At 45.6% G+C, this 15,500-nt stretch carries 18 protein-coding genes and 2 pseudogenes; all 20 read right to left on the minus strand.

The genetic code is table 11. From position 1 onward, the window contains the following. A pseudogene (locus Xish_RS15575) lies at positions 1-639 on the minus strand (terminase large subunit domain-containing protein); the annotation flags it as partial. Positions 640-650: 11 nt separating this feature from the next. After that, a pseudogene (locus Xish_RS15580) lies at positions 651-1,009 on the minus strand (phage terminase small subunit P27 family). A 128-nt stretch (positions 1,010-1,137) separates the two neighbouring features. After that, on the minus strand, positions 1,138-1,305 hold the full coding sequence (locus tag Xish_RS18690) for a hypothetical protein (RefSeq protein WP_167383186.1): 168 nt from the start codon (positions 1,303-1,305) through the stop codon (positions 1,138-1,140). Next, positions 1,283-1,729 (minus strand): HNH endonuclease, encoded by a 447-nt coding sequence (locus Xish_RS15590; protein WP_099116158.1) that lies wholly within the window; start codon positions 1,727-1,729, stop codon positions 1,283-1,285. Before Xish_RS15590 ends, Xish_RS18690 begins: the two co-directional genes overlap by 23 nt. Further along, positions 1,729-2,031, minus strand: coding sequence for a head-tail connector protein (locus Xish_RS15595; RefSeq protein WP_099116159.1), 303 nt, complete (start codon positions 2,029-2,031; stop codon positions 1,729-1,731). Before Xish_RS15595 ends, Xish_RS15590 begins: the two co-directional genes overlap by 1 nt. Then, positions 2,024-3,241, minus strand: a complete 1,218-nt coding sequence (locus Xish_RS15600) for a phage portal protein (protein WP_099118792.1) — start codon at positions 3,239-3,241, stop codon at positions 2,024-2,026. Before Xish_RS15600 ends, Xish_RS15595 begins: the two co-directional genes overlap by 8 nt. 2 nt (positions 3,242-3,243) lie before the next feature. Continuing rightward, positions 3,244-3,792 (minus strand): HK97 family phage prohead protease, encoded by a 549-nt coding sequence (locus tag Xish_RS15605; RefSeq protein WP_099116160.1) that lies wholly within the window; start codon positions 3,790-3,792, stop codon positions 3,244-3,246. A 42-nt stretch (positions 3,793-3,834) separates the two neighbouring features. Next, the gene (locus Xish_RS15610; RefSeq protein WP_099116161.1) at positions 3,835-4,989 is read right to left on the minus strand and encodes a phage major capsid protein; all 1,155 of its coding nucleotides are present in this window, start codon (positions 4,987-4,989) and stop codon (positions 3,835-3,837) included. Between the two features lie 229 nt (positions 4,990-5,218). Continuing rightward, a complete protein-coding gene (locus Xish_RS15615) occupies positions 5,219-5,479 on the minus strand; it encodes a hypothetical protein (protein WP_099116162.1) in 261 nt (86 codons plus the stop codon). 18 nt (positions 5,480-5,497) lie between these two features. After that, positions 5,498-5,731 carry a hypothetical protein gene (locus Xish_RS15620; protein WP_099116163.1) on the minus strand — a complete coding sequence of 78 codons (234 nt, stop codon included), beginning with the start codon at positions 5,729-5,731 and terminating at the stop codon, positions 5,498-5,500. Between the two features lie 433 nt (positions 5,732-6,164). Continuing rightward, positions 6,165-8,876 (minus strand): DUF927 domain-containing protein, encoded by a 2,712-nt coding sequence (locus tag Xish_RS15625; protein WP_099116164.1) that lies wholly within the window; start codon positions 8,874-8,876, stop codon positions 6,165-6,167. Next, entirely contained in the window at positions 8,870-9,175 is a 306-nt protein-coding gene (locus Xish_RS15630) for a hypothetical protein (RefSeq protein ID WP_099118608.1), read from the minus strand. The genes Xish_RS15625 and Xish_RS15630 overlap by 7 nt, the downstream gene beginning before the upstream one ends. 2 nt (positions 9,176-9,177) lie before the next feature. Next, positions 9,178-9,348: a DUF4222 domain-containing protein gene (locus Xish_RS15635; RefSeq protein WP_099118793.1), complete on the minus strand. Its 171-nt coding sequence runs from the start codon at positions 9,346-9,348 to the stop codon at positions 9,178-9,180. Next, positions 9,341-10,360 carry a hypothetical protein gene (locus Xish_RS18695; protein ID WP_167383187.1) on the minus strand — a complete coding sequence of 340 codons (1,020 nt, stop codon included), beginning with the start codon at positions 10,358-10,360 and terminating at the stop codon, positions 9,341-9,343. The genes Xish_RS15635 and Xish_RS18695 overlap by 8 nt, the downstream gene beginning before the upstream one ends. Positions 10,361-10,508: 148 nt before the next feature. Next, entirely contained in the window at positions 10,509-11,198 is a 690-nt protein-coding gene (locus Xish_RS15650) for a Rha family transcriptional regulator (protein WP_099116168.1), read from the minus strand. 18 nt (positions 11,199-11,216) lie between these two features. Beyond that, positions 11,217-11,498, minus strand: a complete 282-nt coding sequence (locus Xish_RS15655) for a helix-turn-helix transcriptional regulator (protein WP_099116169.1) — start codon at positions 11,496-11,498, stop codon at positions 11,217-11,219. A 68-nt stretch (positions 11,499-11,566) separates the two neighbouring features. After that, on the minus strand, positions 11,567-11,791 hold the full coding sequence (locus tag Xish_RS15660; RefSeq protein ID WP_099116170.1) for a helix-turn-helix transcriptional regulator: 225 nt from the start codon (positions 11,789-11,791) through the stop codon (positions 11,567-11,569). Then, entirely contained in the window at positions 11,769-12,995 is a 1,227-nt protein-coding gene (locus Xish_RS15665; protein WP_099118794.1) for a tyrosine-type recombinase/integrase, read from the minus strand. Before Xish_RS15665 ends, Xish_RS15660 begins: the two co-directional genes overlap by 23 nt. Before the next feature lie 366 nt (positions 12,996-13,361). Then, positions 13,362-13,643, minus strand: a complete 282-nt coding sequence (locus Xish_RS15670; protein ID WP_099118795.1) for a hypothetical protein — start codon at positions 13,641-13,643, stop codon at positions 13,362-13,364. Positions 13,644-14,478: 835 nt separating this feature from the next. Beyond that, a partial coding sequence (locus Xish_RS15675) for a terminase large subunit (RefSeq protein WP_141554001.1) occupies positions 14,479-15,500 on the minus strand: 1,022 nt, incomplete at its 5' end.

Genomic DNA, 15,500 nt, shown 5'->3' on the forward strand with positions numbered 1-15,500 from the left:
CCATCCCCAATTCAAGGGCAGAGTAAACCGCGTTATCGGGGTGCAAATGATACTCATCGACAATAGCAAGGCTGGGGTTAGTACCCTCAATCGTGGCGGCTTTGGCTGCCAACGGTTTTAACAGGCTGTTGCTCTTGGTATAAGTCACTTTGTGTTGCTGGATAGATACCCGCTTCTTGAGTGGTTTTGAAAGCAGGCACATCTGGCGGGCATCATCAAACACAATACGCGCCTGATCCCGACTCACGGCGGCGGTGTAAATATCCTGCTGCCCGTTCTCCATCACCAGAAACCAGTTAGCCAGTATCGCGGCTACCGTGGATTTGGCATTTTTGCGCGGCACCTGAATATAAGCACTGCGTATTTCCGGCGACCGGTGGCCTTAACCTTGAAGCCGAACAGATTCGCAAAGGCGAACTGTTGCCACGGTTCAAGCATAATCGGCTTACCGCGCAAGTGGCCTTTGACGTGCGGGCAGAGACGGGAAAAGCCCACAAAACGTTCTACAACTTCGGTATCGAACATATAAAGCGGGTTATTCAGGTCGTTAAAGTAGCGTTTCACGGCCTGTTTTACCCGTTTACAGGCCGGAATATTGCCGTTTTTGATATCAAAAGCGTACTGTTCCCATGCGTTCATCGGGGTATCACTCAGGCCATCAGCACATCTAAATCGTCGGGTTCATCGCTTTCTACCGGATTTCGGCGGCGGGAAACCGGATCAAAGCCCAGCAATGACGACATTTTTATCATGATTTTTTCCGCATCGGCTTTCGCTTTCAGTGAGGGGTTACTGGTCGCTGCACCGCGTGAACCTTCCACTGCGAACCCGCGCACTTCAATGTCTTCAACGGCTTTACGGTAAATCGCATAGTTAACGCAATAGAGTTCTAAGTTGTTCCAGTCTGCTGGGCTGAGATCTTCCCGTTCGTTGAGGATTTTGGCTTTTGATTTCCATTGCTCGGCGGCAATCTCATTTAAATAAACGGGGGTTTGGGTGCTCTTGCCATAATCTATTGTTTCCTATGAAGTTACTGCTATTGAAAAAAGTGCCGTGCATAAAAATTCGAGGGGCGGGTGGTGCCATGAGGCAGGGCGTTTGTCATTTTTGACACCCCACCCCCTTCTGAGTGCTTCTCTAGCGATTTCGGAAGCATTCCATTAGCTCCCTATCACGCTGTGTCTTGCGCCTCGCTGTGGGTTTCTCAGGCGCAATCTGATTTTGTTGTCGGTAAGGTTCACTGTGCTTGAGTAACCCTTTAAGGAGTTGATCCACTTCATCTTCACGCATCTTGGTTATACTCATGAATCCAGTTATTGCGCTGGGCTGCCTTTGCTTCCAGTTCCCGATATTCCCCATTCTTACGCCGCTGTTTCGTTGTTGGGTCAGTGGTCACGGTCTTTCGACTGTGGCAGCTATTACATAGCGGCTGGTGATTGAAGTCAGGCCAAAACAGCACATCACTACCACCGTCAATGGGTATGATATGATCCACAATCGTCGCTGGGGCATACACACCTACCTTGAAACAATGCACACACAGCGGATTGGACTTAAGGAATTGCAGACGGTATTTATCCCATGCAGGGGTATAACCTCGCTCACGCCTTGAGCCTCGTTTACTGTCCTGTTGTCGTCTAGCTTCCCGTTTGTGCTGCTCACAGCGACCAGACTTGACCCGCTCACGGCAATTGGGATAGCTACAGCGCTTTAACGGTTGCCACGGCATCAGTAGACTCCTACATCACGATAGACAGACCATAATGATTTGATGGTGAACGGGATTTCTTTCAGTTCCTTATCTGCCACCATCGAACGAGTTTCATACAGTAAACCGATATAAAGTAAACAGCCAACTTTGATCGCCGGACTGAATACCAAGCCATCATCAAAGCGCTTGCCGATATGTTGCTGGCAGACTTCTAAGGCAGCATTGGCATAACCTTGAAGTAAGGTATCTTCTAACGTATCACTTTCATCTATCCGGCAATGTTGTTTGATTTCGTCCAATGTTATGAGAGGGTTACTCATCTTTCACCTCTGTTTTTTTAATACTGACCTCTTGCTTCCATGCCTGGCTAAACTCATCGCCACCATCACGGGGGGATAATCCCTCGCGTTCACGGGCTTCATTCGGGCACATCACACCGGATTTAATCGCCGTCTCGTAGCTCTGAAAGCGTTCTTTCGGATTGGCTCGCAGTAGATCGGCTGTGTCAAATTCAACTTGGTAGCGAATGCCTCGTTTTGGTGAGTTCATCAGCAAGGCGGACTTGATTTGCTGCTCAAAGTTAGCCAGCCACGGGCGCATGGTGATCGTCAGAAAAGCGCGTGATGCTTCGCTAAAATTACTGTAGGTACTGTTCGAATACTCTTGCAGGAAGATCGGGCTGACATTGAACATACGGGCAATATCTTCAATCGTGAAGCGACGAGAGGCCAGCCATTCCGCATCTTGGTTGCTCATGCCTAACTGTTGGTATTCCATCCCCCCCTCAAGAATGGGCGTTTTCCCTGCATTGCGAGCGCCCTTATAACGTTCGAGGGCTTCCAGTGCCTTATTGCCCTTGATGCCATCCAGCCAGTCAGCGGCTTTAATCACGCCCGCTGCCATCATGCCCTCTTTCATTATGCTGGCACCGTGGCGCTGTTGTGCCAGCCCCAAACCCAGTGTTTCACGGCAGATGGTGACTGGCGAACGCCCCAAAAAGCCATCTTCGGTGGCATAACGCAAATGCAATACTTCTTCTTGTAGGTAGGTTTTGACCTTGCCGCTATAAGGTTCGGTAATGGTGTAAGCAAAGCGGTGATCCGATAATCGTTGCGGCACAACCGCTGACGGTGGGTAAGGGTGCAACGATTGTGGCTGTCCGTCTTTTCCCCAGACTATGACTGCATACGCATTACCATTGAGTAAGCAATGACGCATCAGGGTTCGCTTAAACTGAAAAGGCGTCTGGCAGTCATTCGGGTATTCATTGAGCAAATAATCCACGGGGTGATCACTGAGCCATTCGCGGGACTCCTTGCCGTTCTGGTGCTGAACCCGATAGAGATAGCAAGGCATGGTCGCCACGGCTTCACTAATCACCGTGACAGCATTCATCACGGCGGGTAAGCCTTCGGCTGTAGACGGTGAAACATGCTCGCCTGATTTGGTGTTAGATATACCTGCCAGAGAAAGAAACTCATCAATACTGACACTGCGAGTCTCAGCGGCTTTACGCTTAAAAGGCCACATAGTTACACCTCGGACAGTTGCAGCCAGTAATGACGCAAATCAACATTGTTAGGCTTAACCCTATTCAGCGAACGCTTGGCAATCTCAACACCGCTTTCAGGGTAGGCGGGTAAACTGGTGACAGTGATTTCCCGTAGTTCCGCTTCTAAAACGGTTCTCAGATAAGGCTCCTGACCCACATCCCACTGATCTTTGATAGCTCGAAAGCCAAAAGACATACCGGAAATATCACCCCGTTCAACTAGTGCCAGTACATCACGCCCTAATTGGGTATCAGGCGGGGTTAACTCAAAGCGTAATCCGGTGGCATCTTCGGCAAGCTGCAATGTACCAGACGTAGTACGGCCTAACAGGTTCATGTGATCATGTTCATAAAGCGCCCTGACATCTGTACCCGCCGTTAAGCTGGTGCTAAACGCATTCGGGGCGAACTGCTCGACAAACTCATCCCACAAAACTTGTGATCGGCTGTTCCACTTAATGACATAACCGGTCAGTTTCTTATCACTGGCAGACAGGGAAGCGGTGCGGATTTCAAAATCATTTTTCATTGGTAGACTCCAGACTACAAAGGGGCGCAGTGCCCCTTATCGTTAACCCGCTTTCGTGCCTTTGATTTCGAGCACTTTGATTGCGTTGGAATCCACCAGACCACCACCCAAATATTTATCCGTGTGTACCTTGTAGTACCCCGGTTCGGTGATATTGTCAGGACGGGTGCGTGTGCCGGTATCATGGTCAACGATGAAGTAACCGCGTTTGAAGTCACCCAGACCGATAGCATCATCCGGCATAAATTCGAGATAATGGACAGGCAAGCCCAGTAACATATCAGGATCACCTGCTTGCAGACGTTCGCGCCAGATGTAATCACCGTTGCCGTTTTTCAGCTTCTGCACTTTGGCAGCCGTCGTGGAGTTCATCACCCACACCGCATTTTTACGGTATTTGTTCCTGAGCAGGAATTTCAGGTCAATCAGGCTATCGGCTTCCAGTTTGGCAACTTCCAGCTTTTGCAACGTACCGAACGCACGGGCTTTATCGGCTTGGGTATCACGAGGATAAGACAGGAAGCCTTTCGCTTTCTTGCTGCCGTCACCACTCACAAGATCGGTTTCTTCGGTATCAACAAACGTATCTGCAATTTCTGAGGTTAACCAGCCTAAAATATCGACATCGCTAAAATCGATGATTTCTTGGGTAGTCTTAGGGTAGGCATAAATCGGAAACAGCTTGATGCTGACTTCTTCCATCGTCGGTGTGGCTGTCTCACTGCGTGCCTTGCCTTCTTCCCCGTGGGCGACGGCTGCACCCCCGACCGAAACAAGCTGTTTATACTCATTACTACGCGTGGTCTTAATCGTACAAATCCGGCGCATAACCGACTCATCAGCCAGTTGCTGCATGATCTGTTTATTCAGCTCAGGGATAACGGTATAGCCACCTTCGGAGGGTACGCTCGTAGACAAGGTGCGGGTTTCTCCGGTCACGATATAGTGACGCAGTTCATCATTGCTGAGTGTTTTACTGGCGGGCTGGTTCTTGGCCTGATTTCGCTCTTCATCCGATAAAGCCTCATAACGGGCGATTTCTGCATTCAGGGCACCGGACTGACTGCGCAGCTCGTCAAACTGTTTAGCTTCATCGGCATTAAGAGAGCGCTTTTCGTCTTCGGCTTTGGTGAGAAGAGAACGCATCTGCTGGGTTAAATCGGCTTTTTGCTGGCGTAATTCGAGTAATTTCTTCATGGTGCCTCTGCATGTAGGTTAAGGGTTCGCTGTCATGCAGGTTTGAGGAAGCGGTAGCGGGTTAGCACTACCGCCTTTGAGGACTTGCTACAGAGCAATTGAAGTCAGGACGTGCCTACATGGTTCAGCAATCACTATTTAACACCATGAAAAATAATAAAAAAGACCTCGTGATAGGAGGTCTAAACAAGGGGAAACATGAGGACGGGATATTTACAAATCTTTACTTTTATTTTTCACTCATCCAATCCGGCGCGTCGTTCATGATTTCTCTGAACGCCTGTAATTGTTCTATCAATACATCTAACTGCTCTTTATTGGTTGCCAGTATTTCCTCAGAAAATGTGTGGCGCAGACTACCACCTGAATCCTGAAAGAAAAAAGCATGACCATTGACCAACTGGCGGTACTCGCTTGTATGTAAATCGTCTAACTGCGTAATACCGTAATAATCGTAGTGTTCTCTGATATCTTCTTGCGTAATCGGCATAATATTCCCCTTATATAATTATTCTACTTCTCTGAATAGGGTTACTTGGAAAGTTTCTAAGGCTTCAGCTATCCCACGAATGTTCATCGCTAATTCATCCCGTGCCGCTGTCTTCATGAATGCGGCTATAAGCTCTGGGTGCTGTTTGGCATACCCCTCACCGAACAAAGCATCTATTTCTTTGACTGCTCTTTCCATCCAGTACGCGGCTGAATTAGCTGCCTGTCTTTCAATCGTTGTTGCATCTAACATATGTTCTCCATTTTTGTATATATATAGTGAAAAGTTACCGACAACACCGACAAACCGACAATGAGGTAAAATACAATTTAATATCAATTAGATACACTGTTAAATCGTTGTCGGTTAATTGTCGCTCAATTTTTTGATATCGCTAGAATTACAATATTATTGTTATCTTTCATGTAGATAAACATCACTTCCTGTTGTCGAAAACCGACAACGCTACTTATAAACTCTTTCATATTTATCCGAATCCTTTTGCCTACCAAAAAAAGAAAGTTTTTCTTCTGGCAGGTGCTTTGTTTTAAGTCCGCCAATGAAAACGACAAATCGACAACGTACCGACAAACATTTAACATTTTAGTATATTGATTTATAAGATATTTATATTACTGTTGTCGGTTTGTCGGTGTTGTCGGTCAGTTTTACGCGTATAGAGAATTTATTCTTCTATTTCATCAGTGGAATACATCAGCACATAATACTTACGGGGTGAGCCGTTGTGCTTCATGCCTTGCACCTTAAAGCCACCATTTGCGGCCTTTCTTAGCATCCCTGATTCAGCGAGAACCCGCGCAAACATCTTCGTATCGAACGTTTCTGATACCTCATTCTCGAACACATCTGGGAATGTGTAGAAATGGATAAGGCCGGCATTATTGGGGATATCGCTGGTATCTTTTCGGTAGCCTGCAAGGTTAGAAATAGTGGCATGATCATAGGTGTACGGTTCTGGTGCATACCGACTCAATCCAAAACGGTCTAAAAATGCCTCGGTTTGTTCCCGTATCTGTTGGTGTTCTTTATTGGCAGTACCAAATTCAGCCACCCACGCATTAAAGCAGTGTTGAATTGCGTCTCTGCTTTCCTGTTCTGTCCATCCGGTGAGATGCGTCGCTGCAATAAGTGCCCCCTCTAAGATGGCGAACCGTTCTGCCACGCGGGGAAGTTGTGCCCCAGCGCCTTTGGGGATCAACCCATTCCAGCGGATTTTGGCTTCTTCAATGGTGTTTCTCGTTGCTTTTTGATGCTGAGTCAGATATTCACACCATACCCGCCCAATAGCCCCATGATTGTCAGCAATGGCTTTTTCGATTGCCTTAGCGTGTTCTCTGGCATCCTGATAACCATGTAAAACAGTCGGGCTACTGAACGGAATATTCAGCAACCGGACAAGCTGGCCTGCTTTCATGCGCTTGCCCTCACTTCTGACAAACGTATCAAGATCGACCTCGCCAGTACTGATAGCTATCGTTTTAAACTGGAGAATGTCACGGTTGCCGCCACCTCTTGCCCCTTGTAACTTGCCTTTGCCGTTAAACAGCGCATAAGACGCATTAGCCACATCTTTAACCGATGATCCCTGCCCGACTTCATCAAGAGGTAACAGGTTGTTATTATGGGCGGCGGCTTCATTAATCAATCCCAATGTAGTTGCAAACCACGTTAAACGCATGGCAGACGGCTCACCAAAGACACTACAGCCGACGCTTTGCGCGGTGGTTTTCCCTGCGGTGCTCTGGTCATAAAAGTGAACCCCAAAGCCATCATCACGCAATAAACCGATAACCGGGGAAGCTAACGCAGCCGCAATGGACAGCATCATAAAGGGATTGCCTTTGGCTAATTTGGCTACTGAGTCACGCCAGCTTTCAGGCGTTCCTGCCACGGTATACCCGCGTATTGATGATGTTCTGCCACAAAAGATAACGGACTTCTCTGGAGTGCCAATCACCTCGCCCGTTGGGAAGATGTAAGCCCCATGCTGCCAGCCTGTTGAGTGGGTAATGTGCCAGTCGGTTTTTTTAGCACAGCGTTGTAACCAATCCGATAGCGTGTGACGTAAAAAAGGTTTAGTGGCAATATTCAATCCTGCGGCTTTGAGCTGTCGCCAGCCTTCATTTGCGCCAACATCACCTGTTTTCACTGCCTCAGTGTAAGTTGTCCCGTCTTCTTCCCACTGGATAATCAGATAAAATTCAATATCATCACGACCGCGCCCGATCACCTTCATTGAGTCACTGAGCCATTGCTCATGGTTGATAATTTCGCCGCTCTCTTTGTCCACCTTTGGCGTAACGTAATAAATTCCGTTTTTACGCTCATCAATAAAGGGCTTTAACGGATCACGCTCTTTTGTCCGGTGTTCGTCCAGATTAATGACGATTGATTTTGATACTGACATATTCTCCCCCACCTGATACAACCCTTCACTGAATGCCTGTTTTGCTGCCTCGATACCGTGATGCTGGCGATAATCGTCCCAATCAGCCTTGTGCTCTGTTGGCGGTAACGCTACCCACCCATTAATAGCCTTAGCGGTCTTCTCGGCTGCAATCTTGCCGACGTTCTTCTTGGGCTTACCTTTGTCGTCCAGTTCTTCCGGTGAGTGCCAATCATTGTCAGCCGCCAGAATGATTTTTACTGTTGGCCACCGCTCTCTGATCTGTTTAGCCACAGTCGGTAAATTTCCTTCATCAATAGCAGCCAGCACCAAGCCCTCATGCAATTGGTCGACCGTTAAGGCCGTTGCATAGCCCTCAGCAATAATGATCGTGTCCGGCGTTCCAATTACGGGCGATAAGGGGATAAAGCTCCCCTTTTTCTTCGAGCCGGGGACAAAGCGCTTTTCACCACTCGGCTTAATGACCTGCGCACCGGTGATTGTGCCGTCCAGTGCCTGAATGACCAGCAACAACGAACCGTCTTTCAGTAGCTTCTGATTGGGACATTGCAGCCCCTTTTGAGTCAGGTAGTCGGATTGTCCGATAGTGGATTGAGCCACCAGCTTGTTAACTTTCTCGGTGATGGGTTGAGCCTCTGATTTTAGCGCCTCCTTTCTGGCGGGCTTGGGTTCTGGTAAGGGAAGCAACAACGCCTCAGAAACCACCTTAGCCGCTTCAATTACCGTGATACCTTTGACCTTCATCAGTAAATCAAAGCCATCGCCGTGATTCGGGTTATCACACTGGCGACAATGCCAGTCACCGTTACCGTGATCGTCTATGAAGTGAAAACGGTCAGTACCGCCACAGATAGGGCAAGCACCATGCTTACCCTTTGCTGGAACATCCACCCCACAAGCAGACAACAAACCTTGCCATTGCCCTTGCGCCGCTGCTTTCACCGACCGAATATCAATATGACTTACCATTTTGGGAATCCCTCGCGGTGATGGATTTCAAACTGAGCGTTTTGCTGCGTGTCATTCAGGGCTTCGGCAATTCGGGGCAGGTACATCAGGGCTTCACCGATACGGCGTAAATCCTCCCTTGCCTGACGATTGTCATAGTTTTCGTTATCAACTGACCAGAAAGCCATTTCCCCCATTGCAGACATTGCCGCCATCACGCTACTCAATGCCCCTTCGGAGTTTTTGCGCAGATCTTTGAGTTCTTCGGTGCTCAGGTCGTTAAAGCTGGTGCGTACCAAATGTTTATAGATATCAGACATGATCATGCTCTCCCTGCGTAGGTGTATTCTTTAGTGAATCGGCTTAATGGCATGGTGCACGGGGTGTGATAACCATCACGGACAAAGGTCACGCGATTAAAGGCGACTGACAGCACTTGTACGGCTTCCCCGTTCTTATGGGTGTAATAGTCATGGGGGGCTGGGTTACGCATGATTCACCCCCTGAACGGTAGACATATCGCTACAGTTGAAAGGAGTATCGATACCGATATCCCATGCTTGACGGGAAACGAATATCAGCGAGGACATGCCAGCCAGTAGACGGGCTTCAACTTCACTATCCGCCAGCACAGTGATAAGGCGCGCCGGATGAATATCCACCAATCGCTGAGTGCCTGATGCAATTAGGAATGTAAATTTAAGGCGAGTTTGGTTATGCTGTGGGGTATCCATAGCGTAAGACTCCTTTACGTTTTTGGTTAGACGCCTCGATAGTGTTGTAGCACTTCGGGGCGTTGTTGTTTTTGGTCTACACTTGTCATACACTTGATGTATAAGTCCAATATAAACAGGAGTAAACCAAGTGTCAACCATTAAAATATCAGGAAAGGGAAATAAGCAAATCGCGTTAAGAGTAGAACCATCCCTTGAGCAAGGAATAAAAGCAGCGTTAGCCCAAGATGGTGACGCTTCTGTATCTGCATGGATAAAGAGAATTATCCGTAAAGAGTTGCAATCTCGCGGCATTGAACAATAACTAACCGACCGACAATAAGTCCGGTGGTTAACCGAATGAATATCTTTCACTTGGTTGACTGACTCGAAATAATCATAGTAGTTAACCAATTGATTTATCTCATGACGCAAAGACGCGTGATCCCAAAGGGTAGCATTCGCCGTGCTATCCTTTTCTTTTTGCACTCCACTAAATGATGACTGCAAAGTTTGCGCGTCGCTAAATGATACGCGCATATTATGACCAGACTGCATATTTGCAGTGCGATTAGATATCAATGGGTTAAGCAGCCACCCCGAAATAATCGGGGAGCCTCCCAAACTACGACCAAACGCCAATCTGACGGTCAGCGGGGAAATCAATGAGTTACTGAGGTGTCCGAAAATATTCGCATACCCATCAGCGAAATATTTCTCCGATTGGAACTGAGCGAAAAGTTTCTCTGAGTGACCAGCCAAAGTGAGGACTACGGTATTCTTCGAGGTCACTGAGTTAATGACCTCGGTAACGGGACTCCTTAAACTAAAGGAATTCCTATAGTTAATTTTTCCCCGACTTGAGGTTAATTGTTCAATATTTGGTCTTTGATTCCCCCGTTTCGGGGGAACAGAGAGTGCTTTATGACCGCTCATCAAATTAGCCTCCAATGCGCCCTGTAGGGTTCATTAGTGTTGCGAACAGCTCAATACGGCGGCTTACTTCCCTCAGTGCTTGTGTTGGTGATTGCCCTGCATTCCTTGCATCTTGAAAAGCAGCCTGTTCAATCTTCTGAATACAGACAAGTAATCCTAACTGTTGCTCATCTGCGTTCTGGCGTTCACCATCCAGTAAACCCGCAAAGCGATTCTCAGTACGAGCAAGGTTGATGTAATGGTGACGTTCTGCGCCCAGATCACGTAAAGCATCACGGGATTCATGATAGTTAGGCAGATATTCACGACGTATAGGTTCAGCAGCTCGCTTCTTAGCAAAGGCTTTTGTTACATCCAGCTTAAACTGAACCATCAGATCATGATCACGCCCTCTAATAAGTCGGCACATAAAGTCGAACTGGTCTTCATTGAGCAAGGCGTATTTATGCTTACGTTCACCAAGTTGCTCAGTATTTAATCGCTCCGTTTGAAACGGAAGGATTCCAAACTGCCTTAAATTCTTAGTGTTCTTCCTAATTAATTCATAAAGGCTCTTATGCTGAATTCCGATGCGCTTAGCAAACAGGCGTGAATCAATTCTCGATTCAGTTCTATGCTGAACCAAAATAAGCTCTTGGCTGTTTTCAGTGTGAGCAAGTCCCTGACCATTTAAGGCCATATTTTTAGATGTCATATTTCTACCCTGTCTTAATTAATTTGATTTTCGGCTATAGGGGTTATTTACGTTCTCTACTGTTGGAGGATTACGTACCCACCACAAAACATCACTTAATAACCATGAGACGGAATTACGCCCCAATGGAACGCGTTTAGGAAATTTACCTTCTTCCTCTAATACCCAACGACGAGAACGCGATAAACTGGAAAGATGCTCACATTCTTTTTCCCTGATTCGACGATCATATTTCTCGCCATACTCATTTAAAATTGATTGTCGTTCTTGTGGTGTCGGTGATGTAAACTTCATTGCCATATTTTTATATTCTCCAAAAACAAAAACCCCGCGAGCGAGGTTATTATTAATTTAAATGATGTTTAATTTTATTCTGGCTTCCAAGTGCCTTTTATCCATGCCTGAATTTCAGACAATCGATAAACTTTAGTTTGTGGACCTATCGTTATTTTTAAAGGAAACTTGCCATTTTTTTCAAGATATGACCTGTGTCTTCTTCCTAATGAGGTTAACCATTCACACTCTTCTTCTCTAATTAGTCTATCAAGTTCATCTGAATATTCTAATTCTTCACGAGTGAATATATGTATCATTTTCTATTTCCTCCTCAATTAAAGAGTCTAAATAATTCACCCACCAGTAGAGTGCATTTCTTTTTTGTTCAATATATTGACTTCGATTATATATTCCAGAGACTCCATTGAGTGAATGGCCTAATAGTTGTTCAACCACGTTATGTTCAAATCCGTTATCACTGAGTATGGTAGCAAACACTCTTCGTATATCGTGCGCTGTCCACTTTTCTTTGTGGTTTAATCTTTTCCATATTTTCGCAATAGTCACACTTGCCGTACATTGTTTGACATCAAAGCCAATGACATATTCTCTCTTTTTTGTTGATTGGTTCAATAACAACAACCAGTTTTTAAAATTACTGGGGATCGGTCTGATTATTTCCCTGCCATTTTTACTGTGCTCTGGCGGCACTCTCCATATATTGTTTGAAAAATCCCATTCATCCCATTTCGATAGACGTATTTCGGAAAGCCTACACCCAAAAACGATTAAAAACCGAAGAATAATTCTGTTTTCGTGAGACATAATGTGGTTATCATATTCTTTATTTATATAGAGCCATACATCACGTAATTCATCATTAGTTAACACTCTGTCTCTTCTATTAGCTTTTTCACCCACATCACCAACATCCAAATCATCTATCTCATGGCTAATTGCATATTTTCTTACTCGGCAAAATTTCAATGCCTGTTGTGAGATTTTCAAAAGAGATCCCGCTTGCACTGGTGCATTCTCTTTAATTTTATCAAAGCATCTAATCCACATTGATAATGTGCATTCATTTAATGGAATATTTCCAATCTCTGAGTAAATATGTTTAGAAAAACAACCTCTAATATAGATTGCTGCTTTTCGTTTATTGGTGGCATAATTATTGAGCCAATATTCTATGGCATCTTTCACGGTGACAGGTTTTAACGTATCTTCTTTTATTATTTTTATTTGTATTCGTGGATCTTTCCCTTTAGCTAACCATGCCCTGCATTTATCTCTTTGCTCTCTTGCAACTTTAAGGCTTAAATCGGGGTATTTACCCAATGTTAACCATATCGGCGCACTTTCACGCCCATACAGGCGGTAGAAGAAAACAAAGCTGATTGTCCCTTGTTTACTTAATCTGATTGATAACCCGTTCCCGTCCGCTATCGTCTGCTGTTTTTCAACAGGTTTACCGTACAAGGATTTGAGCTTTTTATCACTGAGCTTGTTTACAGCCATCTACTAAACCTTTTCATTTTGCAATACACATTGCAATACGCAGAGAGGTGCAACAATCCACAAACACCAAAACGAATGAAAACACAAAAAATGGATTTATTTTTGTTTTTCATGAAATTATAAACAACATGAGCACATGTAATCCCATGTCATTTACAAAGTTTATATGCTTGGTGAAGAAATTGCAAATTCTTATTATTTAATTGATTTATAACGATTTTAATTGTTTTTATTGGTATTTTATTTGCTGTCTGCAATGCACATTGCAATACACAGTAATTTTATGAAGGGATAGAGTGAAATGAGGTCAGTACGCTAAACGCACCAACCTTGTGAAGAGGTTGCGCCGAATTTCGTCGGAACCTATTAAGTGATTGAGGAAGCAGTTAACTGATACCCCTGCCAGTAAGAAGCCTTTCCCGTCACTGTGATCACCTGGCCTTTCTGTAACAACATCACCGATAGTGCCATCTCATCAAAGCCCACGACACGCAGCGGGTAATCACTGCGTTTCTCGCTCTGTGCTTGCATAGTAGCGACTGCCATCACCTTACCCGTCTGGCACTTGATACGCTTGGGGGGAACGGTAATCTTGCCTGTGATCGTAGCGACTATCGAGGGTGCATTCTTCTTCTGTCTTCGTGCCATGTTCCACCGCCTATAGATGGTTGGGATTTAAATCATGATAATAATCAATAACTTAAATAACTGCGAACATAATACGTACTGGGTTACATTAAGTAACCTTGTGCTGGACGGCTTAAACTCAAACCCACCTGAGTTATTTATAACTCATTGATATTCTCGTTCATCCTCACTTTGAGGAGAAGTAGCAACCGTGGTGATCTTCACCATAGTTAGGTAACTCCTTGATTCTTCCGAGGGGGTCACTTTGACCACCCTATCATGATTTCCGTAATGGTTAATTTATGTGCTGGACAACCGCAGTAAATTCACTGTATTTCAATGAATTACTTGGACATAACGTACTGGACAAAACAACTTAACCATCTGTTTTCGTATAACTCTTTTGTGCGCACCTCTTAATGAGTTGTACAAATTCTGTGAGTCAGCCAGACTGACGCTCAAATTGTGAGTAACTATCGGTTACGCTCAAGACCATTTGCGACTGACTAACTGTCAGTGACACCCAAAGTCCGATTATCGGATATTGGATTTTGCATCGACGAATTTCGTCGGGACAAACTGAACCTCTTAAAGAGGGGCAGTTCAATCTATTGAGTGATCTATAACTAACACTCTTAAAGAGATGTAGTTCTTGTTTCTTGCCACGAGACAGGTAACCCAAAATAATTGGGTCAGTTACACTATGACCAGACGCCAAATATGGCGTCTGATTAGATATCAATGGGTTACGCTAATTGGGATTTTCAAGCCCATTTAACCCTTTGATTTCACTTAATTCTGTCACAAAACCAGAATTCCCGCATCGTGCGGGAAATAAGCAAAATCAACAAGTTATCTAAATACCGTCAAAGTCAGCCAGCCGCTGCTTCTGCTCCTCATTGAGACTAAAAGCAAACTCTTCATGCTCTGCCTGCCATGTACCAAAACTCATCAGAAACGCAATTGCAGGGTCTATTTTATTCGCGGACTTCTTCTTGTTCGGCTTGATATTGGCGTTCGCGTCTGTCTCCATTACGACATTAGACATCGCCCATGCGAGAACCGGATCGCCATTGTGACGAATGATTTTGCGGTTAACAAAGACTTCGGCGGATTTAGCTACGGGACTATACCGCATGTAGGTTTGCGGGAACGGCTCAACATCCAGCCCTGCACCCTGTAGTTGTGTGCGTAAGTGTGTGGCGTTCCATGTGTCAAAGCCCACCAGTTTGATATCAAAGTGCTGGCTATCCTTGAGAATGTCATCACGGATACGGTCATAATCAATACAATCGCCGGTCGTGGTACGTATCCAGCCCATTTGTGCCCATTGGCGATACACTGCCCGATTCTTATTAGCAGGGTTCTGTAGCTGGGCTTCCGGCAAGTAATGGCGGGTCAGTAATAACAGTTCGTTATCCACGGGGAACGTGTAACAGATACTGGTGATATCCCCCGTTGAAGATAAATCTAATCCAGCGTAGCATTCCAAGCCTTTGAGGTCGTTTTCGTCATAGTCTGACTGGCAGTCTTTCCATGCGCCTTCACCCATCCACGGCGTTTCACCCTGACACCAGATATTAAAGCGTTTGGTGAGCATCTCAGTCCATTGCGAGGGAATGCCTCGTGCTTTCTGGATTGTGTCGTGCAAAGCATCACTGTCTACGGAAACATTCAGGTTAGGATTAGCCTTTATCCAGAGGGCTTCATCATCAATCTCGTTCTCGTCGTCCAGTTCGTAGATCAGGGCAAACAGGGATTCATTTTGTTCTTCACCCTCCAATATCTGACAGCAATAATCATAGTGCTGTTTACAGGCGGATATCACGTTACTGCCTGCCGTAGTAATGGCAAACAGAATGCCTTCGGGACGGGCGC

Origin of the sequence: Xenorhabdus ishibashii, assembly GCF_002632755.1 — a bacterium.
Taxonomy (GTDB): Bacteria; Pseudomonadota; Gammaproteobacteria; order Enterobacterales; family Enterobacteriaceae; genus Xenorhabdus; species Xenorhabdus ishibashii.

What these genes read in the sequence shown, in the direction of transcription:
- Xish_RS15670 (WP_099118795.1), bottom strand. Translation starts at nt 13,643, where the DNA reads ATGGCACGAAGACAGAAGAAGAATGCACCCTCGATAGTCGCTACGATC.
- Xish_RS15655 (WP_099116169.1), bottom strand. Translation starts at nt 11,498, where the DNA reads ATGGCAATGAAGTTTACATCACCGACACCACAAGAACGACAATCAATT.
- Xish_RS18690 (WP_167383186.1), bottom strand. Translation starts at nt 1,305, where the DNA reads ATGAGTATAACCAAGATGCGTGAAGATGAAGTGGATCAACTCCTTAAA.
- Xish_RS15605 (WP_099116160.1), bottom strand. Translation starts at nt 3,792, where the DNA reads ATGAAAAATGATTTTGAAATCCGCACCGCTTCCCTGTCTGCCAGTGAT.
- Xish_RS15660 (WP_099116170.1), bottom strand. Translation starts at nt 11,791, where the DNA reads ATGATACATATATTCACTCGTGAAGAATTAGAATATTCAGATGAACTT.
- Xish_RS15635 (WP_099118793.1), bottom strand. Translation starts at nt 9,348, where the DNA reads ATGCGTAACCCAGCCCCCCATGACTATTACACCCATAAGAACGGGGAA.
- Xish_RS15620 (WP_099116163.1), bottom strand. Translation starts at nt 5,731, where the DNA reads ATGTTAGATGCAACAACGATTGAAAGACAGGCAGCTAATTCAGCCGCG.
- Xish_RS15630 (WP_099118608.1), bottom strand. Translation starts at nt 9,175, where the DNA reads ATGTCTGATATCTATAAACATTTGGTACGCACCAGCTTTAACGACCTG.
- Xish_RS15615 (WP_099116162.1), bottom strand. Translation starts at nt 5,479, where the DNA reads ATGCCGATTACGCAAGAAGATATCAGAGAACACTACGATTATTACGGT.
- Xish_RS15595 (WP_099116159.1), bottom strand. Translation starts at nt 2,031, where the DNA reads ATGAGTAACCCTCTCATAACATTGGACGAAATCAAACAACATTGCCGG.
- Xish_RS15665 (WP_099118794.1), bottom strand. Translation starts at nt 12,995, where the DNA reads ATGGCTGTAAACAAGCTCAGTGATAAAAAGCTCAAATCCTTGTACGGT.
- Xish_RS15610 (WP_099116161.1), bottom strand. Translation starts at nt 4,989, where the DNA reads ATGAAGAAATTACTCGAATTACGCCAGCAAAAAGCCGATTTAACCCAG.
- Xish_RS15600 (WP_099118792.1), bottom strand. Translation starts at nt 3,241, where the DNA reads ATGTGGCCTTTTAAGCGTAAAGCCGCTGAGACTCGCAGTGTCAGTATT.
- Xish_RS15625 (WP_099116164.1), bottom strand. Translation starts at nt 8,876, where the DNA reads ATGGTAAGTCATATTGATATTCGGTCGGTGAAAGCAGCGGCGCAAGGG.
- Xish_RS15590 (WP_099116158.1), bottom strand. Translation starts at nt 1,729, where the DNA reads ATGCCGTGGCAACCGTTAAAGCGCTGTAGCTATCCCAATTGCCGTGAG.
- Xish_RS15650 (WP_099116168.1), bottom strand. Translation starts at nt 11,198, where the DNA reads ATGACATCTAAAAATATGGCCTTAAATGGTCAGGGACTTGCTCACACT.